Consider the following 18,607-nt stretch of genomic DNA (forward strand, 5'->3'; position numbering starts at 1 on the left):
TCACGCATTATCACTAAGCCTACAGATAAAACCAGTCACCCTTTTGAATAGGAGTGACGAGATGTTACTTATCCTATAATCCGCAACCTTTGTAGGGCGATTCTGTTTTTTAGTAAGGATTACTAGTCATATGCTGCTTTCATACCGAGGTGCCCTACGCGCAGGGCTGGTGTACTTGCTGATTTCCATCTTGTGGATCCAGCTCAGTCAGCAGGTTTTTATCACATTCCTCGATGAACCCAGCGAGGTGGTGCACTGGCAGATGCTGCGCGGTTATCTGTGGGTGACCCTCAGTGCCCTGTTTATTTTCCTGTTGTGTGCCCGCTGCGTGCGTGCCCATCGTATCCAGCAACCCTTGAAGGAAAACCGCGAGCGCCTGCGCCAGGCGGCGGCAGTGTTCGATTGCACCCGCGAAGGGGTGCTGGTCACTGACGCCCGGGGGCGGATTGTCCACGTCAACCGCGCCTTTATCGAAATCACCGGTTACCAGGTGGAAGACGTGATGGGCCGCCAACCGAGCCTGTTCAAGTCGGGGCGGCATTCGCCGGCTTTTTATGAGCAGATGTTTCGCACCCTCAACCAAGATGGGGAGTGGAGCGGCGAGATCTGGAACCGGCGTAAAAGCGGGGAAATTTATCCACAGTGGCAAACCATCCGTGTCATCCATGATGACCAGGGCCAGATCAGCCATTACGTAGCGGTGTTCTCCGATATCAGCGCGATCAAGCATTCCGAGCGCGAACTGGCCCATCTGGCTCACCACGACCCGTTGACCGACCTGCCCAACCGCCTGCTGTTCACCGACCGCGCCGAGCAGGCGCTGGCTTCGGCACAGATCCACAAGCGTGGCTGCGCGTTGCTGCTGCTGGACCTGGACCACTTCAAGATCATCAACGACAGCCTTGGCCACAATGTCGGTGACCAGTTACTCAAGGCCGTAGGCGAGCGCCTGCAGGGCCTTTTTGGCCCCGGCGTGACCCTGGCACGCCTGGGCGGTGATGAGTTCGCAGTGCTGGCGGAAAGTTGTCCACAGGTGGTCCAGGCTGCCGCGCTGGCCCAGCGCATCATCGACAGCATGAAACAGCCGTTCATGTTCGACGGTCATCAATTGTTCATCAGCGCCAGCATCGGCATCAGCCTGTTTCCCAGTGATGCCTTGAGTGCCGAACAGTTGCTGCGTAACGCTGACTCCGCGCTGTTCAAGGCCAAGAGCACCGGGCGCGAAGGCTATGCCTTGTACACCGAAGAACTCACCGCCCATGCCCAGAACCGCATCGAGATCGGTAATGAACTGCGCCGCGCTCTGGATCAGCAGGAGTTGCGGGTCTACTACCAGCCGGTCCATGACCTGCAAACCAGTAAGATGATGGGGGTAGAAGCCCTGGTGCGCTGGCAGCACCCGCAGCGCGGCCTGGTGCCGCCGGCGGAATTTATCCCGATTGCCGAACGCACCGGGCTGATCGCCGAAATCGACGCCTGGGTCATGGACCAGGCTTGTCGCCAGATGTGCCAGTGGCTGGCAGAGGGCAGGGACCTGTCCTTCCTGGCGGTGAATATTTCCAGTCGCCTGTTTGCCCGTCATGAACTGTATGAGCAGGTGGCCAAGGTGCTGCATGACACCGGCCTGGATCCGTCGAAACTGGAGCTGGAAGTCACCGAAAGCGCGGTGATGGATGACCCGGAAGTGGCCCTGGAGCAAATGCATCGCTTGCGCGAGCTGGGCTTGAGCCTGGCCATCGATGACTTCGGCACCGGCTATTCGTCACTGCTGCGCCTCAAGCGCTTGCCGGTACAGAAGCTGAAAATCGACCAAGGCTTCGTTGCCGGGTTGCCGTGGGATGAAGACGATGCGGCGATTGTGCGGGTGGTCATCGCCCTGGCGCAAAGCATGGGCATGCTGGTACATGCCGAAGGTATCGAGCAGAAGGAACAGGCGCAGTTCCTGCTCGACCATCAATGCGACATGGGCCAGGGCTACTGGTTTGCAAGGCCGATGCTGGCGGCTGAGATTGATTGGGCCAGGGCCCCGGCTATCCGCTGACCTCTATCCGGGGTTGGAATACAGTAAATGTGGGAGCGGGCTTGCTCGCGAATGCGGTGTGTCAGTCACCGAATTTGCTAGCTGATACACCGCATTCGCGAGCAAGCCCGCTCCCACATTTGGATCTCCACTCTGTGTAACGTCGTGTCCTGCCTGAAAATTCTTTCTGGTTATATAAACATTCTTAAATAGTATTTTTAAGAATATCCGCGCTTATCTACTATCGCCCTCACGCCGCAAGCAGTGCCGCCACTGCCAGGCACTTCTCATTTCAGGAGCACGACCATGAGCGCATCTCTACGCAGCGTTGACGGCCAGGACGAAGCAGCCATTTTGCGCGAGATCCAGAGCGCATTGCGTGACCTGCGCTTTGGCGCAGTGGAAATCACCGTACACAACGCCCAAGTGGTGCAGATCGAACGCAAAGAGAAATTCCGCTTGCAGAGCCCGGGCAACAAACCGAGCTGAGGCAACACGGCGCTTCGATTGCGGGACCCGTACTTATAAGAAAAGCCAACACCCCAGAATTTCAGGAGCTTGTCTATGTCGTCGATTCGCCGTTATGCCCTGGCCGCCCTGGCCAGCGCCGTGTTTGCCGGTTCTGCTGTCGCCAAGGATTACGAGCTGCTCAACGTTTCCTACGATCCGACCCGTGAGCTGTACCAGGACTACAACGCCGAATTCACCAGCTTCTGGAAAAAGGCGCACCCTGGCGACAACGTGAAGATCCAGCAGTCCCACGGTGGTTCGGGCAAGCAAGGCCGGGCGGTGATCGACGGCCTGCGCGCCGACGTGGTGACCCTGGCCCTGGCCGGCGACATCGACGAAATTGCCAAGCTGGGCAAGACCCTGCCGCAGAACTGGCAGACCCGTCTGCCTGAGGCCAGCACACCGTACACCTCGACCATCGTGTTCCTGGTACGCAAGGGCAACCCCAAAGGCATCAAGGACTGGGGCGACCTGATCAAGAACGACGTGTCGGTGATCACGCCGAACCCGAAAACCTCCGGCGGTGCCCGCTGGAACTTCCTCGCCGCCTGGGCCTATGGCCTGAAGGCCGGTGGCAGCGAAGCCAAGGCCCAGGAATACGTGAAAGAACTGTTCAAGCACGTGCCGATCCTCGACACCGGCGCGCGTGGCTCGACCATCACCTTCGTCAACAACGGTCAGGGTGACGTGTTGCTGGCCTGGGAAAACGAAGCGTTCCTGGCACTCAAGGAAGATGGTGGCGCCGACAAGTTCGACATCATCGTGCCGTCCCTGTCGATCCTCGCCGAGCCACCCGTGGCCGTGGTCGACAAGAACGCCGAGAAAAAGGGCAACACCGAAATCGCCACGGCGTACCTCAACCACCTGTACAGCCCGGCTGGCCAGGAGATCGCGGCAAAGAACTTCTACCGCCCGCGTGACAAGGATGTGGCCGCCAAATACGCCCAGCAGTTCCCGAAACTGGAGCTGGTGACTATCGACAAAGACTTCGGCGGCTGGAAAACTGCCCAACCGAAATTCTTCAATGACGGTGGCGTGTTCGACCAGATCTACACGGCCCAATAACCAACACGGCCTCCCTGTGGAATGCGGCTTGTGTGGGAGCGGGCTTGCTCGCGAAAGCGGTGTGCCAGTCAACGCATTTAGTGACTGACACGCCGCTTTCGCGAGCAAGCCCGCTCCCACAAAAACTCATTCCTGCAGTGGTATCTACCTGTTAACCAAGGACTTTTATGTCGCGTCGTATCTCCCCCGTCATACCCGGCTTCGGGCTGACGCTGGGCTACACCTTGGTGTACCTCAGCCTGATTGTGCTCATACCACTGGCGGCCATGTTCGTCCACGCCGCCCAACTCACCTGGGATCAGTTCTGGGCCATCATCTCGGCGCCGCGAGTGTGGGCGGCGTTGAAGTTGAGCTTCAGTACGGCCCTGTACGCCGCGCTGATCAACGGCGTGATCGGTACGCTGCTGGCCTGGGTACTGGTGCGCTACACCTTCCCCGGGCGCAAGATTATCGACGCGATGATCGACCTGCCGTTCGCCCTGCCCACTGCCGTGGCCGGTATCGCGCTGACCGCGCTGTACGCGCCGTCCGGCCTGGTTGGCCAGTTCGCCACGGACATGGGCTTCAAGATCGCCTACACCCCATTGGGCATCACCCTGGCCCTGACTTTCGTCACTCTGCCCTTTGTGGTGCGTACCGTGCAGCCGGTCTTGGCCGATATCCCCCGGGAAATCGAAGAAGCCGCCGCCTGCCTCGGCGCCAAGCCCTTGCAAGTGTTCCGCTACATCCTCGTGCCGGCGCTGCTGCCAGCGTGGCTGACCGGGTTTGCCCTGGCGTTTGCCCGAGGTGTGGGTGAGTACGGCTCAGTGATTTTTATCGCCGGCAACATGCCGATGAAAACCGAGATCCTGCCGTTGCTGATCATGGTCAAGCTCGACCAATACGACTACACCGGCGCTACCTCCATCGGCGTGCTGATGCTGGTGGTTTCCTTTGTCTTGCTGCTGCTGATCAACTTGCTGCAGCGGCGCATCGAACGTCCATAAGGAGGCGCGGAACATGTCCCAATCGTCTATTTCCGCCGCGTCCTCGGCCAACGCTGCCCGTCGTGGCAGTGCGGTTTCGCGACGTATCCTGATCGGCCTTGGCTGGCTGATCTTCGCCCTGTTCTTGCTGTTGCCACTGTTTATCGTGGTATCCCAGGGCCTCAAGCTCGGCCTCGGCGCATTCTTTGCCGCGATCTTCGAGCCGGACGCGCTGTCGGCATTGAAGCTGACGGTGATTGCGGTGCTGATCTCGGTGCCGCTCAACCTGGTATTCGGGGTCAGTGCGGCCTGGTGCGTGAGCAAGTACTCGTTCCGTGGCAAGAGCATGCTGGTGACCCTGATCGACCTGCCGTTCTCGGTCTCGCCGGTGATCGCCGGTCTGGTCTATGTGCTGATGTTCGGCGCCCAGGGCTTCTTCGGGCCGTGGTTGCAGGATCACGATATCCAGATCGTCTTTGCCTTGCCGGGCATCGTGCTGGCGACCATCTTCGTCACCGTGCCATTCGTGGCCCGCGAGTTGATCCCGCTGATGCAGGAGCAGGGCACCCAGGAAGAAGAAGCCGCGCGTCTGCTGGGCGCCAATGGCTGGCAGATGTTCTGGCATGTCACCGTGCCGAACATCAAGTGGGGCTTGATCTACGGCGTGGTGCTGTGTACTGCGCGGGCAATGGGTGAGTTCGGCGCGGTGTCGGTGGTGTCCGGCCACATTCGCGGCGTGACCAACACTTTGCCGCTGCACGTCGAGATTCTCTACAACGAATACAACCACGTCGCTGCGTTTGCGGTGGCGAGTCTGTTGCTGATCCTGGCGCTCTTCATCCTGCTGCTCAAGCAGTGGAGCGAGAACCGAATTAACCGCCTGCGCGCCGGTGCGGCTGAGGAATAAGTCATGTCGATCGAAGTCCGTAACGTCAGCAAGAACTTCAACGCCTTCAAGGCCCTGGACAGCATCAATCTGGATATCCAGAGTGGCGAGCTGGTGGCCTTGCTGGGCCCCTCCGGCTGCGGCAAGACCACCTTGCTGCGCATCATCGCCGGCCTGGAAACCCCGGACGCCGGCAGTATCGTGTTCCATGGCGAGGACGTGTCCGGCCATGATGTGCGTGATCGCAACGTCGGGTTTGTGTTCCAGCACTACGCGCTGTTCCGCCACATGACCGTATTCGACAACGTCGCATTCGGCCTGCGCATGAAGCCCAAGAACCAGCGCCCGAATGAAACCCAGATCGCGGCCAAGGTCCATGAGTTGCTGAACATGGTGCAACTCGATTGGCTGTCGGACCGCTACCCGGAACAACTCTCCGGCGGTCAGCGCCAGCGTATCGCCCTGGCCCGCGCCCTGGCGGTGGAGCCCAAGGTGCTGCTGCTCGACGAACCCTTCGGCGCCCTGGATGCCAAGGTGCGCAAGGAGCTGCGCCGCTGGTTGGCACGCCTGCACGAGGACATCAACCTGACCTCGGTGTTCGTGACCCACGACCAGGAAGAAGCCATGGAAGTCGCCGACCGCATCGTGGTGATGAACAAGGGCGTGATCGAGCAGATCGGCTCACCGGGCGACGTCTACGAAAACCCGGCCAGCGATTTCGTCTACCACTTCCTGGGCGACTCCAACCGCCTGCACCTGGGCGAAGACCAGCACGTGTTGTTCCGCCCGCACGAAGTGTCGCTGTCACGCCATGAACTGGAAGATCACCATGCCGCGCAAGTGCGTGACATCCGCCCGCTGGGCGCTACCACGCGGATCACGCTGAAGGTCGAAGGCCAGAGCGAACTGATCGAAGCCGAAGTGGTGAAGGACCACGACAGCCTCACCGGGCTGACGCGGGGCGCGACGTTGTTCTTCAAGCCCAAGGTCTGGCAAAAAGCCTGAGTTTTTGGCCAGCCCCGATCAACTGTGGGGGTGGCTTGTGGGGGAGCTGGCTTGTTGGTGCTGGTGAAAAGGATGTTCCAACCCGTCTGGGACATGTCCGAAGCCATCACCGCCGCCAGTGGCCTGAGTGCTCTTGGTCGGGAGTCTTTAGGGGAGATTTGTAGGTACTTTTTCTTCGCTGTGTGGGCAGCTTCCGAAACTTAAATTCCTCCCGGTTTTATGCCCCGCCAGCTTGTGCGATACGCCTTTTAGTTACTTATATTCCGACGCCATATTCATTACATCAAGGATGTAGGAGATGACGCAGGCGTATATCAATGAGCGCACCATTGATTATCACAGTTTGAAAACCCAGCTTTTGCGCCTCACCAGTCAGCAGTCGGCGGAGCAGTTCGATGCGCTGAACCTGCACCTGCGTCATAGCTTGGTAACGCCCGGGCAAATGGTGATTGTGCCTGACGAATACACTGTTGCCTGCACCTTCAATGACGCGTGGTTGATGCGCCATGCACAGGAAATCCGTCGTGCCCTGGAGTTGAATTCCGCGGCAGGGATTGCCGTCATCAATAACTACGATTTATTGCAGAGCCTGTTGGGGTATACCTCGCTGGGTGTGGGGGCCGGCAGTTCGGGTTGGGCGCGGCATCTGGATGAGGTCCGGCATACGCTGGAGGAAGTCGAGCGCCTGCATCAGCAACTCAAGAGTGGGGCCCTGGATCGGGAGGCGTTCATTCGTCAGCGCCAGGGGTTGTTCCAGCGCCTGGACACTCAACTGAAGGGCGCAGCTCGGTTTGGTACGAGCTTGCAGGGCAATAAGTCGTTAAAAAAAGTGCTGGGGATATCGACCAAAAGCTATCTGCACAAGAGTGAGATAGCGGGCTATGCGCAGCGAATCCGGAGCATTGCGCAGACGTCGCGGTTCTTGGGCAAGGGCACGTATGTGGGGTTAGCGCTGGATGTGGGCGTGGCGGGGTTGGCGATCAAGGAGGGGTGCATGACGGGGCGAGAGGCGCAGTGTCGGCGGGCGCAGTATGTGGAGGGCGGGCGGTTGGTGGGGGGTGTTGGTGGTGCTGCGATAGTTGGGGCTGGGGGCGCGCGCTTAGGACGTTATCTTTGCACCACTGTTTTGGGGGTTGTAACGAGGGGGAAAGGGGATCTTGTTTGTGGCGTTATTGGTGCCGCTCTGGGTGGGGCGGCAGGAGGGGAGGCGGGAGGTAATGCGGTCGCTAAATACGGCGATGTTCTATATGAAAAAACCGGTCAATGATTATGGACAGTGAGCTCTTTTTTGCAGGCTTGACGGTATTTGAAATAGTAGTTCTTGCAGGCATTTTATTATTTGTTGATTACACAAAGCTGGATGAGCTGGAAAGTTATTTCAGCGAAAATGAGGTTGTTCAGAGAAGTAAGCGTTTCTGGTCGAGAAGTCGCCGAATCGACAAGATGATGCGTATGAGCGTGATTGCCTGCTTCCTGGCTCATCCCTCGGTTTATATCAAAAAGGGCGACGTCACCCGTGAAGAGCTTGCCGCCATCCCATTAGGGCTTAAACGCTGGGTTGTATGGCCGACTTATTGGAGTGTTTTTTGGGTGTTTCGTGTTGTGGCGATGCTCCTGTGGGACCCATTCCACTGACGTCACGGACTCAAACCACCAAATCCTTACGCTTCACCCGCACCGGCCCCGACCGCTCCTCGATCTGCCGCTTGAGGTCATGCCGCAACCCCGCCAGGAACGCCAGTTCCGCCACCACAAACAGTGGCCCCACGATCAGCCCGGACACGTCATCGACAAAGGCCGGCTTGCGCCCCTCGTAGTAATGGCCGACAAACTGGATCACCCAACCCACCACAAACAGGCCGATACCACTGCTGAGCCACACCAGGGTGCTTTGCGCCGCCAGTACATGCCCGGCCCATACCGACAGGCCCATCAGTACGCTCATCAACATGCCAAGCGCCAGTTCCAGGCGCAGGTAGAACCCGGCGGCAAACAACGCCAGCAACACTGCAGGCGACAGCCACAGGCCGGCCACTTGCGATTCGGGGCGCGACAGCAGTACGGCGACGGCGACGACGATCATGGGGATGCCGATAAAGTGGCTGACGATGTTGCGCGGGTCGCGGTGGTAGGCGGCGTATTGGCTGAGGTGATCGACGAGGCTTTTCATTGTTATTCCTCCTGTAGGATGCTTGATCATGCCCTGTAGGACTGCGACAAACTGTCAACTGGGCGACAATCTTTGGAGTTCTCATGGACGCAGAGTCTTGGCATGCACGGTTGTCCAGCGGCCACTGGTACCGTCATCTGCCTGCTCCCTTGCAGCATAGCTTGCTGGCCCACGCCCGCGTGCGGCAGTTGGCGGCGGGGCAGGTGCTGTTCAAGCGTGGCGACCCGCCGTGCGGCCTGTACGCGGTGCTGGAGGGCAGCCTGCGCATCAGCGCGGTGAACGAGCAGGGCAAGGAGGCGTTGTTGAGTCTGGCGCAAGCGCCTTTCTGGTTTGGCGAAATCGCCGTGTTCGACGGCCTGCCGCGTACCCACGATGCGTGTGCGGTCGGGCCTTGCACCCTGTTGCAGGTGCCGCAGTCGGCGATGCTGCACTTGCTTGCGCAAAGCCCGGCCTATTGGCGGGACATGGCCTTGCTGATGAGCCAGAAGTTGCGGCTGAGCTTTATCAATATCGAGCAGTTGAGCCTTGCACCCGCGTCGGTGCGGTTGGCCCATCGGTTGTGGATGATTGCCGAGGGGTATGGCGAGATCGATGGCTCGCGGCGTGTGGTGCAGTTGGCGCAGGAGGACTTGGCGGCGATGCTGGGGGTGTCGCGCCAGACGACCAATATGCTGCTCAAGGAACTGCAAGGGCAGGGGGTTGTGCGATTGGGGTATGGCGAAATTGAAATACTTGATGCACCGCGGTTGCGGGAGATGGCGCAGGGTTGACGCGGCGTCTTAAAGGTCGCCTCGCCACAAGTCATTGTTCGCTCTTCGAGTATGGCTGAGCTTTCAAGGATGTTAAAAGGGCGGAACCCTTAGGGTTTATAAATTGCTCTGGCTTCGCCATTTTTATCAACCACGCCTGTAAGTTCGCGAACGATGCTATAGCTCCCTCCATCATCATTGGTTTCTTGATCCGCAATCCGGACTGAAAGTGATTCTCCGGGTGCGTAGCCTACTGTTTTAATAAGAATCCCCACCGCTCCTCCATTACTGGACGTTGTGATTTCGCTGCTGAAATCGCTCGTCATCCACGTGGCAGAGATAATTTTTTTGTTGTCGTTATCAAGTGAAGCCTCCGTGGGTTTCGTGCTTTTTATTGGGTCAGCTGCAGACGCGTTGCTAAAAATGATGATTAATGTGGCTAATAGGCAGCGGGTGATTGTTTGCATAAGTCGGGTCATGGGATTTATTTATGTTTTATCAGGTAGAGTTCTTCGTTTGCTGAAAACAACGAATACGTTAATGCCGGCATTGTGTAATAGGCGAAATTATTGAGGAGGGTTTCTTTGGGCGGGAACGCTGTACCTTTAAAATCAGAACGTGACAAACTGCCTTTGTTTTTGAATTTAAAAATAACGTCGGCTATTGTGACTTGGTAATACCCTATGCCCTCCCAGGTATAATTCATGCTGCAACCACTGCTGCCAGCATTTTGGGCGCAATATTTGCTGTAAGTCTGCTTTTCAAAGTAGGGAATAGTGATGTTGGAGGGTGGTGTATATCGTCCAAAGCCACGTTCGACGTCTGTGAAGTCTTTAAATAGCGTATTGAAACCGGATAATCGTTTGCCGCTGAAGTCGCTCGTCAGTGAGTTGCCGTAGAGGACATACCATTTGCCGGTAGTGTTAAGGTAGTATACTTTTCGGATACGCCTTTTATTTTCGTGGGCGCTGATTTTTTCATAGGTTTCAACATCGTCCAGGCGTGCGCTTTTTTTTGTGATTTCTTTGTAGTACGCATCGACCTGTTCTGTACTCCAAGCCAAGTCCTGGTTGATGGGAGTAAATGGTCTTTTTGTTTTGTCGCCATTTAACGGCCAGGTAGAGTAATAGCTGTTTTCTTTGTTGACCAAAAAAGTGCCGCCAACCAATTGCTCGTCCCCGGTTTTTTTTGCTATCAGGAAGCTTCTTGAAAATTGATGGCTATCAATGATATTGCCAGAGGTATTCAGTTTGTAGAAAGTGTGCTGGCGAGTGTGGTCGTCAACATCTGTGGCAATTTCAATAATGATGTTGTTTGTTGTTTTGTTGAGGCTGTGTTCCACTGTGGAACGTGGTGGGACTTTAAACTTTTCGACGGTATAGTTTTCAAATTCGGTAATTTCATCGATATACTTGTAGTCTGAAAATTCAGTAGGTAATTTTTCTTCGGGAGATAACCGGCCGGACTCGTGGACGCCACAGCTTGTTGTCAGTAGAGCGAAGAATATAGACGTGGCGCCGAGTGAGAGGGTGAAGTTCATAATACGTCCGCCCTGCGTGAAGGGTCTTCTCATTTACAGTGTCCAGCACCTATACCATTACTCAGCTTACTCTGCCAGTTGACTGTTGATCGTAAAATAAAATGTAGGGTTTTCCTGATGACTGTTTCTAGCTGTGTCGAAAGACACCGTTAAGTAGAGACCTGACGACCCTTAGGTCAACGCGCTAAAAAGCAGGACTTTGCGCGATCAAGGTATTTCTCATTAGCAAGCAATAAACGCCAGGGGCAGGTCACGGATCTGTTCACGCAGCGGCGGCTGGTAGTGGTCGTCGCTGATCAGTTCGTGCAGCAGTTCTTCGCGCAGTTGGTGGAAATCAAAGCTGCTGCGCTGGCGCGGATGGGGCAGGGCGATATCCACCACCTGCTTGATCCGTCCGGGCCGGGGCTCCATCACCACCACGCGGTCGGCGAGGAAAATCGCTTCCTCCACATCGTGGGTCACTAGCACTGTGGTGATCTTCGCGCGAGCACGGATCGCCAGCAGCTCATCCTGCATCTGTTGGCGGGTCAGGGCATCGAGAGCGCCGAAGGGCTCGTCCAGCAGCAGGATGCGTGGGCTGGCCACCAGGCCACGGGCAATCGCCACCCGCTGCGCCATGCCGCCAGACAATTGGTGCGGGTAGGCGCGGGTGAAATCGGTAAGGCCCACCAATTCGATAAAGTCCGTGATGCGCTGTTGGCGCTGGGCCTCGCTCAAGGGCTCGTTGACCAGGCCCAGGCCGATGTTTTGCGCGACCGTCAGCCACGGGAACAAACGGTGTTCCTGGAACACGATGCCGCGCTCGCCGCCGATGCCTTCCACGGCCTTGCCATCGACGCGGATCTCGCCACGGAACTGCGTGTCCAGGCCGATCAGCAGGCGCAGCAGCGTGGATTTTCCGCAACCGCTGGAGCCGACAATCGCGACGAACTCGCCTTCGGCGATATCCAGGTTGAATTCGCGAATGGCTTCCAGCTCGAAGCCATCGACGTCGAAGGTCTTGCCCACATGGTTGAAGCTGACAATAGGTGCAGTCATGCGTGTCTCCAGCGCGTGGCGCGGGTTTCGATGCGTTGGCCGATAAGGTTGAGTGCTGCGCCGGTGAGGCCGACCAGGAGCATGCCGCTCATGATCAGGTCCATGCGCAGCAACTGTTGGGCGCCGATCATCAAACTGCCGATGCCACCGTTGGACGGCATGAAATACTCGGCGCCGATGGTGCCCAGCCAGGCGTAGATCAGGCTCAGGCGCAGCCCGGCGAAAATCCCCGCTGCCGCCCCTGGCAATACCAGGCGACGCAGGCGCAAGGCCAGGCTCAGGCGCAGCACCTGGGCGGCTTCATTGAGCTGTGGCGAGAGGTTCAGCACACTGCGTTGGGTGGCGATAAACAGCGGGAAGAACGCGGCCAGGGCGATAAACACCGACTTGGCCAACTCGCCCAGGCCGAACCAGGCGGTGAGCAGCGGCACCCAGGCAAAAATGGCGATCTGACGCAGGGCCGCCAGGGTCGGGCCGAGCACTCGCTCACTGCGGCGTGACAGGCCCAGCCACAGGCCAAGGGCAAAGCCCAGGCCGCCGCCCAGGAGCAACCCGCTCAAGGTGCGTCCCAGGCTTTTGCCCAGGGCGCTGAGCAGGCTGCCATCGAATACGCCGCTGGCGGTGGTGTGCAACACGGTCCAGGGGCTGACGAGGATATTGGGATCGACCCAGTCCAGGGCGGTCGCCGACTGCCACAGCGCCAACAGGCTCAAGGGCAGCAACCACGGTTGCAGGCGTTGCCAGCCTTGGTAGCGTGGGCCGCGACGGATCTGCGCGGTAGCGGGATGGGGCCAATGCACCCACTTGCGATCCAGCCAGCCAATGCCGCGATCCATCACCACGCCCAGCACCCCAATGACCACGATGCACACAAACACGATATCGAGCATGAACAACTGCCGCGCCCAGACCATCAGGTAACCAATACCTTCGCTGGAGGCCAGCAGCTCCACCGCCAGCAGTGAGGTCCAGCCGGCGGCCAGGGCCAGGCGTACCCCGGCCATGAACGCGGGCAATGCAGCGGGCAGGATCAGGCGGTGGATCAACAGATGGCTGGGCAAGCGCAGCACGCGTGCAGCCTCACGCAAACCGGGCTGGGCATCGCGCACGCCGACCAGGGTGTGCAGGGTCACGGGCACCACAATGGCCTTGACCAGCACCACCAGCTTGAGGGTTTCGCCAATCCCGAAAAACACCATGAACAGCGGGATCCAGGCCAGGGTCGGGACTTGCGACAGGGCGCTGAAGGTCGGGAACACCAGGCGCTCGGCACGGGCACTGAAGCCCAGCAGCGCGCCCAGCAACGCCCCGGCCCCGACGCCCGCCAACAGCCCCCAGAACAGACGTTGCAGGCTGATCGCCAAGTGGCTCCACAACTCGCCGCCGGCCAGTTCCACGGCACTGCTCCAGACCAGCGAAGGCGCCGGCAGGATCTGCTCGCTCATCCAGTGATTGCGGCTGGCCAGCCACCACAGGGCAAACAGCGTGAGTGGCAGCAGCCATGGCAGCAGGCGTTCACTCAGGTTCGGCCAATGTGCCCGCCCACCCTTGGCAGGGGCGGCGAGCGGCAGGCTCAACAGTGAAATTCGGGCCATGGAAGACCTCCGGTGTCGGCGAGTGCGTTATGTGATTTTGATCTTATAAACAAACAATCAAGATTATTTAGGGATAAGAAAAACCATTTAAAGCCTCTGCCCGACACGCATCCAATGCATTTGGAGAATATTTTCCATGCTGTTGATGCATAACCCTCTGGCGCCGGGGCCGCAGTGCGCATAGATCAAAAAGCTATTAAATTGTGAATTTATAGTATTTAAAGTTTTGACCGCGTTGTGCGTACTTTCTGCTCCCCAGGCCACCGTCGCCCACAGGAGCACACTCTATGAAATTGCCCTTCAAACGCTTGATCACCCTGGTCGCAGGCACAGCGCTCGCCGGGCTGGTACACGCCGCCGACCTCAAGGAAATCCGTATTGCCGTGCCCGACCTGAGTGCCGGCACCCAGAACAGCGGTGGTGGTCTGACGGATGTCCTGAGGAGCCAGCAGATCTTTGAAAAAGCCTTCGCCGATCAGGGCATCAAGATCCAGTGGAATTACTTCAAGGGCGCCGGCCCCGTGATCAATGAAGCCTTCGCCAACGGCCAGGTAGACCTGGCTTACCTGGGCGATCTGGCAGCGATCATCGGCCGTTCCAATGGCCTCGATACCCGTCTGCTGAGCGCCACCGCTCGCGGGGTTAAACAATACCTGGGCGTGGTACCGGGCTCCGGGATCACAACCTTGCAGGACCTGAAGGGCAAGCGCGTGGCGGTGTTTCGCGGCACGGCCACCCAACTGTCCCTCGACGGCGCCCTGGCCAGCCAGGGTTTGAGTGAAAAGGACCTGAAAATCATCAACCTGGACTTCAACGCGGCCGTGGCCGCCCTGGCCGCCAAGCAGATCGATGCGACCTGGGGCGGGTCGAACCTGAGTTCACTACAGGCCAAGGGCCTGGCCGAAATCCCCCTGACCACCAAGGACCTGGACGGCGCGGGCAGCGTGCAGGCGGTGCTGGTGGGCAGTGGCAAATTTGTCGACGCCCATCCCGAGGTGGTGGCCAAGCTGCTCAAGGCCCAGCAGCAGGCGGTGCAGTGGTTGACCGATGACAACAACAAGCAGGCGTATATCGAACTGGTGTCGGGGCTGGCGAGTTATCCGCCGGTGATTTTGACCAATGATTTGAAGGATCAGAAACTTAGCGAGATTTTCCCGTCGACCCTGGATCCGGTGTTTCTGGGCAAGCTGCAGGATGCGGTGGATCTGGCGTCGAAGGAGCGGCTGATTCGCAAGCCGTTCCAGGTCAGTGATTGGGTGGTGCCGGGGTTGGCGGCGGCTGGGATCTGAAATCTACAGTGCATGAACTGGCCTCATCGTAGGCAAGCCCGCGATGGCGCCTGCTAGACCGCCACATCCACCTCCTGCCGATCCACCGCCACCAACGTCTCGATCATCGCCTTGGCCGCCGGCGACAAACGCGAACCGGTGCGGCTGACTATCCCGCACCGCGCACTCATGGTCTCCATGTTCTGTGGCAGGTTGCGCCAGTGCAGCAGCACCAGTGCGCCCCGGGCGATGTCCTCGGCAAAAGCCTCCTCGGTGCCCACGCCAATGGCGTTGGACTGCAACACGATCTTCACCAGCGCTGGAAAGTGCTCGGTCTGGATGCTCGGTGAGAAATCCATGCGCCCGCTCAGGTTCGCCAGCAGTTTGCGAATGCCCTGGGAGATCAGCGGCGACGCCAGCGGGTAATCGAACATGTCGTTGGTCGAGAGGCTGTCCTTGGCCAGCAGCGGATGCCCCGGCCTGCAGAAGAATACCCCGCGCTTGGCCGTCAGCGCCTGGGTCTGGAAATTCGGATCGGCTTCGAACTGGCGGATGTCGGCGATAAAGAATTCGATCTCTTCCCGGCTCAAGCTGCGGCTCAGCGTTTCCCAGTTATCCACCTGGAAGCGCGTACGGATTTTCGGGTGTGCGTTGACGAATCTCGCCACGGCATCCGGTACCAGTTTCACGGCTGGCGCCGGGCCGCAACCGAAGCGCAGCTCGCCTGCATCGAGCTTGGTCATGCGCGTGACTTCACTGCTCAACAGGGCGGCGCCATGCACCAGGCTCAAGGCATGTTGCAGCACCACCTGGCCTTCCGGGGTGGGGCGCAGATCCTTGTGGCCACGGTCCACCAGCACGCAGCCGAACTCCTGTTCCAGGCCCTGGATGCTGCGGCTGAACGCCGGTTGCGTGATGCCCATGGCGTCGGCCGCGCGGACAAAACTGCGGTGTTCGTTAAGGGCGATGAAGTAGCGCAGTTGGCGAAGATCCATATGCTTTCCCGGCATTTTAAAAATAGGTCGAAGGCATTTGCGACCAGGGGAGCTGAGGTTTTAAATGCAAGCTCTTATTCCGTCAACGAAGCATTTGTTCATTTGCTAGACCTAAATTGCATATGAATAGAGCGTTGGCGCAGCGTCACCCCACCGTAAGCAGACACATGAGGGTCATCCAATGAGCAATGCCGCACTCGCTGTTCAACCCGTCGCCCTGGCGCTGGATATTCACCCGGTTGCTGGGCGTATCGGCGCCGAGATCCGGGGCATCAAACTGTCCGGCGATCTGGATGCCGCCACGGTCGAAGCCATCCAGCACGCGCTGGTGCAGTACAAGGTGATCTTCTTCCGCCAGCAGACCCACCTCGATGACCAGAGCCAGGAAGCCTTCGCCCACTTGCTCGGCGAGCCGATTGCTCACCCCACGGTGCCGGTGCGCGATGGCACGCGTTTTCTGATGGAACTGGACGGCGGGCGCGGCCAGCGTGCCAACTCCTGGCACACCGACGTGACCTTCGTCGATGCGTACCCCAAGGCCTCGATCCTGCGTTCGGTGCTGGCGCCGGCATCGGGTGGCGACACGGTCTGGGCCAACACCGCCAGCGCCTACAACGACTTGACCGCCGAGGTGCGTGCCCTGGCCGACACCCTGTGGGCGGTGCACAGCAACGAATACGACTACGCCGCGCGCAAGCCGGATGTGGCGCCGGAAAAGCTTGAGGAGTACCGCAAGATCTTCACCTCGACGGTATACGAGACCGAGCACCCGGTGGTGCGCGTGCATCCGGTCAGCGGCGAAAAAACCTTGCTGCTGGGGCACTTTGTCAAACGCCTGAAGGGCTATTCGCAGGCCGATTCCGCGCACCTGTTCAACCTGCTGCAAAGCCACGTCACCCGCCTGGAAAACACCGTGCGCTGGCGCTGGAACACCGGTGACGTGGCGATCTGGGACAACCGCGCCACCCAGCATTACGCAGTGGATGACTACGGCACCCAGGAACGCATCGTGCGCCGCGTGACCCTCAAGGGCGATGTGCCGGTGAGCGTGCAGGGGCAGCGCAGCCAGACCACCAAAGGCCTGTAGCCCACCGCAGATCAAATGTGGGAGCGAGCAAGCCCGCTCCCACACAAGCCCGCGTCCCACAGGGGATTTGGGTGTTTACCAGACGCCGATCTGCACCACCTTCTCTGCCTCTGGCTCTCCATAGCGAAACTGTTGACCACGCAGATCAATCTCGGTGTGGCTGATGGTGGTGCGCCGCTTCAAACCCCGCAGCCATTCGAACAGATAGCCCTGATGCATTTCGCGTACCTGGGTATACGCCGGGTCTGCGCCCAAGTCGTGCAATTCCTGCGGGTCGTTTTCCAGGTCGAACAGCTGGGCGCGAAAGCCGTCATACGCCAGGTATTTCCAGCGCTCGCTGCGCACCATGGTCATGCGGCAACGGTCGATGGGTTGCGCCAGGCGCTCGCGGGCCGGGGCCTGGAACGCATAGTCGTATTCAGCGATGGCGTAGCGGCGCCAATCCGTTTCTACGCCATGCAGCAGGGGGATCAATGAACGGCCTTCCAGACGATGCTCGGCGCTCGGCAAGCCCAGGGCCTCAAGGAAGGTCGGCAGGGCGTCGATGGTTTCCACCAGGCGCCTATCCGTCGTGCCCCGGCTGATATCGGCCGCGGCGCGTGGGTCGCGCACGATCAGCGGAATGCCCACTGCCGGCTCCAGCAGAAACTCTTTTTCGCCCAAGTGGTGATCGCCGAGGAAGTCGCCATGGTCGCTGGTAAACACAATCAGCGTGTCATCCCAGCGGCCATTGCTTTGCAGCACATCGAACAGGCGGCCGAGCTGGTCATCGACCTGCTTGATCAGGCCCATATAGGTGGGAATCACCCGCAGCCGCACTTCGTCGCGGGAGAAATTCACGCTCTCCTGGTGTTGGCGAAACGCCTGGTACACCGGGTGATCGCTGGCCTGCCCGGGCTTGGCGCGAATCGGTGCCTGCACCTGATCGACGCCATACAGCGCGTGATACGGCGCGGGCGCGATATAGGGCCAGTGCGGCTTGATGTAGGACAGGTGCAGGCACCAGGGTTGCTCGCCTTGCTCGTGGATAAAGTCGATGGCGCGGTCGGTGGTGTAGACCGTTTCCGAATGCGCCTCGGCTACTCGTGCCGGCAAGTGGGCGTTGCGCATGTGCCAGCCGCTCAGGACTTCCCCGGCTTCGCCGGCTGCGGCGTTGGCCCATTCATGCCAGGGGTTGCTCCCGGCATATCCTTGCTCGCGCAGGTAATGGGTGTAGGACGCGGACTCGCGTTTGTCTGCGAACAGCGGGCTGTCTGGGAAGATCCCGTCATGGCGCAAATACGCCTCGAAACCGACCTCATTGAGGGGTTGCGCTTGTGCGCTGTCGGGGTCGATATCCAGGCGTTGCAAGGCGTCGAGATTGGGTGTGGCGTGGGTCTTGCCCACCAGCGCGGTACGGATGCCATGGGGGCGCAGGTAGTCACCAATCGTCAACTCTTCGAGTGGCAACGGCACCGCGTTCCACGCTACCTGATGGCTGCTGACGTAGCGCCCGGTATAGGCCGACATCCGCGACGGCCCGCAAATCGTGCCCTGGGTGTAGGCGCGGCTGAAACGCACGCCAGAAGCGGCCAAGCGGTCGATATTGGGCGTGTGCAGGTGGGCGTGGCCGTAGCAGGAGAGGTAATCGCGACGCAGTTGGTCGCACATGATGTAGAGCACATTGCGTACGTGGGGCATGAGGGTCACCGGATGAGGGGCAGGTGAGGGTTTT

At 59.2% G+C, this 18,607-nt stretch carries 18 protein-coding genes; 11 read left to right on the top strand and 7 right to left on the bottom strand.

Features of this window, described 5'->3' with window-relative positions; translation table 11 throughout:
* Window positions 1-130 precede the first annotated feature (130 nt).
* The 8 genes from dibA to FJD34_RS19945 all read left to right on the top strand — a co-directional run bounded on the left by dibA (window position 131) and on the right by FJD34_RS19945 (window position 8,086).
* Entirely contained in the window at window positions 131-2,041 is a 1,911-nt protein-coding gene (gene dibA / locus FJD34_RS19905) for a phosphodiesterase DibA (RefSeq protein WP_032856530.1), read from the top strand.
* Window positions 2,042-2,326: 285 nt separating this feature from the next.
* Complete coding sequence (gene oscA, locus FJD34_RS19910) at window positions 2,327-2,509, top strand: sulfur starvation response protein OscA (RefSeq protein ID WP_029299482.1); 183 nt, start codon at window positions 2,327-2,329, stop codon at window positions 2,507-2,509.
* A 75-nt stretch (window positions 2,510-2,584) separates the two neighbouring features.
* Complete coding sequence (locus tag FJD34_RS19915) at window positions 2,585-3,595, top strand: sulfate ABC transporter substrate-binding protein (RefSeq protein ID WP_032856531.1); 1,011 nt, start codon at window positions 2,585-2,587, stop codon at window positions 3,593-3,595.
* 167 nt (window positions 3,596-3,762) lie between these two features.
* Window positions 3,763-4,581: a sulfate ABC transporter permease subunit CysT gene (gene cysT, locus FJD34_RS19925; protein WP_032856532.1), complete on the top strand. Its 819-nt coding sequence runs from the start codon at window positions 3,763-3,765 to the stop codon at window positions 4,579-4,581.
* Between the two features lie 13 nt (window positions 4,582-4,594).
* Entirely contained in the window at window positions 4,595-5,467 is an 873-nt protein-coding gene (gene cysW, locus FJD34_RS19930; RefSeq protein WP_029299486.1) for a sulfate ABC transporter permease subunit CysW, read from the top strand.
* Between the two features lie 3 nt (window positions 5,468-5,470).
* Complete coding sequence (locus FJD34_RS19935) at window positions 5,471-6,451, top strand: sulfate/molybdate ABC transporter ATP-binding protein (protein WP_032856533.1); 981 nt, start codon at window positions 5,471-5,473, stop codon at window positions 6,449-6,451.
* A 298-nt stretch (window positions 6,452-6,749) separates the two neighbouring features.
* A complete protein-coding gene (locus FJD34_RS19940; RefSeq protein ID WP_090292668.1) occupies window positions 6,750-7,718 on the top strand; it encodes a hypothetical protein in 969 nt (322 codons plus the stop codon).
* A 2-nt stretch (window positions 7,719-7,720) separates the two neighbouring features.
* Window positions 7,721-8,086, top strand: a complete 366-nt coding sequence (locus FJD34_RS19945; RefSeq protein ID WP_090293244.1) for a hypothetical protein — start codon at window positions 7,721-7,723, stop codon at window positions 8,084-8,086.
* 10 nt (window positions 8,087-8,096) lie between these two features.
* On the opposite strand, the gene FJD34_RS19950 is transcribed toward FJD34_RS19945, so the two are convergent.
* A complete protein-coding gene (locus tag FJD34_RS19950; RefSeq protein ID WP_090292669.1) occupies window positions 8,097-8,621 on the bottom strand; it encodes an Mpo1 family 2-hydroxy fatty acid dioxygenase in 525 nt (174 codons plus the stop codon).
* 83 nt (window positions 8,622-8,704) lie between these two features.
* Here FJD34_RS19950 and FJD34_RS19955 point away from each other — a divergent pair, with 83 nt between their 5' ends.
* The gene (locus FJD34_RS19955) at window positions 8,705-9,391 is read left to right on the top strand and encodes a Crp/Fnr family transcriptional regulator (RefSeq protein WP_090292671.1); all 687 of its coding nucleotides are present in this window, start codon (window positions 8,705-8,707) and stop codon (window positions 9,389-9,391) included.
* Between the two features lie 89 nt (window positions 9,392-9,480).
* On the opposite strand, the gene FJD34_RS19960 is transcribed toward FJD34_RS19955, so the two are convergent.
* The 4 genes from FJD34_RS19960 to FJD34_RS19975 all read right to left on the bottom strand — a co-directional run bounded on the left by FJD34_RS19960 (window position 9,481) and on the right by FJD34_RS19975 (window position 13,543).
* Window positions 9,481-9,837, bottom strand: a complete 357-nt coding sequence (locus tag FJD34_RS19960) for a hypothetical protein (RefSeq protein WP_139115755.1) — start codon at window positions 9,835-9,837, stop codon at window positions 9,481-9,483.
* Between the two features lie 17 nt (window positions 9,838-9,854).
* Window positions 9,855-10,910 carry a hypothetical protein gene (locus FJD34_RS19965; protein WP_032856538.1) on the bottom strand — a complete coding sequence of 352 codons (1,056 nt, stop codon included), beginning with the start codon at window positions 10,908-10,910 and terminating at the stop codon, window positions 9,855-9,857.
* Between the two features lie 222 nt (window positions 10,911-11,132).
* Window positions 11,133-11,948 (bottom strand): ABC transporter ATP-binding protein, encoded by an 816-nt coding sequence (locus FJD34_RS19970; RefSeq protein ID WP_032856539.1) that lies wholly within the window; start codon window positions 11,946-11,948, stop codon window positions 11,133-11,135.
* Complete coding sequence (locus tag FJD34_RS19975) at window positions 11,945-13,543, bottom strand: ABC transporter permease (RefSeq protein ID WP_065944454.1); 1,599 nt, start codon at window positions 13,541-13,543, stop codon at window positions 11,945-11,947. The genes FJD34_RS19970 and FJD34_RS19975 overlap by 4 nt, the downstream gene beginning before the upstream one ends.
* A gap of 287 nt (window positions 13,544-13,830) precedes the next feature.
* Here FJD34_RS19975 and FJD34_RS19980 point away from each other — a divergent pair, with 287 nt between their 5' ends.
* Complete coding sequence (locus FJD34_RS19980) at window positions 13,831-14,832, top strand: ABC transporter substrate-binding protein (protein ID WP_090292673.1); 1,002 nt, start codon at window positions 13,831-13,833, stop codon at window positions 14,830-14,832.
* A 53-nt stretch (window positions 14,833-14,885) separates the two neighbouring features.
* On the opposite strand, the gene FJD34_RS19985 is transcribed toward FJD34_RS19980, so the two are convergent.
* Window positions 14,886-15,806 carry a LysR family transcriptional regulator gene (locus tag FJD34_RS19985; RefSeq protein WP_032856542.1) on the bottom strand — a complete coding sequence of 307 codons (921 nt, stop codon included), beginning with the start codon at window positions 15,804-15,806 and terminating at the stop codon, window positions 14,886-14,888.
* A 181-nt stretch (window positions 15,807-15,987) separates the two neighbouring features.
* On the opposite strand from FJD34_RS19985, the gene FJD34_RS19990 reads away from it, so the two are divergent.
* Window positions 15,988-16,893, top strand: a complete 906-nt coding sequence (locus FJD34_RS19990; RefSeq protein ID WP_065944456.1) for a TauD/TfdA dioxygenase family protein — start codon at window positions 15,988-15,990, stop codon at window positions 16,891-16,893.
* 75 nt (window positions 16,894-16,968) lie between these two features.
* Here FJD34_RS19990 and FJD34_RS19995 read toward each other — a convergent pair whose 3' ends face one another.
* On the bottom strand, window positions 16,969-18,573 hold the full coding sequence (locus tag FJD34_RS19995) for an alkaline phosphatase family protein (protein ID WP_065944457.1): 1,605 nt from the start codon (window positions 18,571-18,573) through the stop codon (window positions 16,969-16,971).
* Between the last annotated feature and the right edge of the window lie 34 nt (window positions 18,574-18,607).

The organism is Pseudomonas brenneri (assembly GCF_007858285.1).
In the GTDB taxonomy this organism is placed as follows: domain Bacteria; phylum Pseudomonadota; class Gammaproteobacteria; order Pseudomonadales; family Pseudomonadaceae; genus Aquipseudomonas; species Aquipseudomonas brenneri.

Excerpts from the sequence above, each read along its gene's own strand:
- dibA (WP_032856530.1), top strand. The coding sequence starts at position 131 with ATGCTGCTTTCATACCGAGGTGCCCTACGCGCAGGGCTGGTGTACTTG.
- FJD34_RS19915 (WP_032856531.1), top strand. The coding sequence starts at position 2,585 with ATGTCGTCGATTCGCCGTTATGCCCTGGCCGCCCTGGCCAGCGCCGTG.
- cysW (WP_029299486.1), top strand. The coding sequence starts at position 4,595 with ATGTCCCAATCGTCTATTTCCGCCGCGTCCTCGGCCAACGCTGCCCGT.
- FJD34_RS19980 (WP_090292673.1), top strand. The coding sequence starts at position 13,831 with ATGAAATTGCCCTTCAAACGCTTGATCACCCTGGTCGCAGGCACAGCG.
- FJD34_RS19945 (WP_090293244.1), top strand. The coding sequence starts at position 7,721 with ATGGACAGTGAGCTCTTTTTTGCAGGCTTGACGGTATTTGAAATAGTA.
- FJD34_RS19985 (WP_032856542.1), bottom strand. The coding sequence starts at position 15,806 with ATGGATCTTCGCCAACTGCGCTACTTCATCGCCCTTAACGAACACCGC.
- FJD34_RS19970 (WP_032856539.1), bottom strand. The coding sequence starts at position 11,948 with ATGACTGCACCTATTGTCAGCTTCAACCATGTGGGCAAGACCTTCGAC.
- FJD34_RS19935 (WP_032856533.1), top strand. The coding sequence starts at position 5,471 with ATGTCGATCGAAGTCCGTAACGTCAGCAAGAACTTCAACGCCTTCAAG.
- FJD34_RS19975 (WP_065944454.1), bottom strand. The coding sequence starts at position 13,543 with ATGGCCCGAATTTCACTGTTGAGCCTGCCGCTCGCCGCCCCTGCCAAG.
- oscA (WP_029299482.1), top strand. The coding sequence starts at position 2,327 with ATGAGCGCATCTCTACGCAGCGTTGACGGCCAGGACGAAGCAGCCATT.
- FJD34_RS19960 (WP_139115755.1), bottom strand. The coding sequence starts at position 9,837 with ATGCAAACAATCACCCGCTGCCTATTAGCCACATTAATCATCATTTTT.
- FJD34_RS19990 (WP_065944456.1), top strand. The coding sequence starts at position 15,988 with ATGAGCAATGCCGCACTCGCTGTTCAACCCGTCGCCCTGGCGCTGGAT.
- cysT (WP_032856532.1), top strand. The coding sequence starts at position 3,763 with ATGTCGCGTCGTATCTCCCCCGTCATACCCGGCTTCGGGCTGACGCTG.
- FJD34_RS19965 (WP_032856538.1), bottom strand. The coding sequence starts at position 10,910 with ATGAACTTCACCCTCTCACTCGGCGCCACGTCTATATTCTTCGCTCTA.
- FJD34_RS19950 (WP_090292669.1), bottom strand. The coding sequence starts at position 8,621 with ATGAAAAGCCTCGTCGATCACCTCAGCCAATACGCCGCCTACCACCGC.
- FJD34_RS19955 (WP_090292671.1), top strand. The coding sequence starts at position 8,705 with ATGGACGCAGAGTCTTGGCATGCACGGTTGTCCAGCGGCCACTGGTAC.
- FJD34_RS19940 (WP_090292668.1), top strand. The coding sequence starts at position 6,750 with ATGACGCAGGCGTATATCAATGAGCGCACCATTGATTATCACAGTTTG.
- FJD34_RS19995 (WP_065944457.1), bottom strand. The coding sequence starts at position 18,573 with ATGCCCCACGTACGCAATGTGCTCTACATCATGTGCGACCAACTGCGT.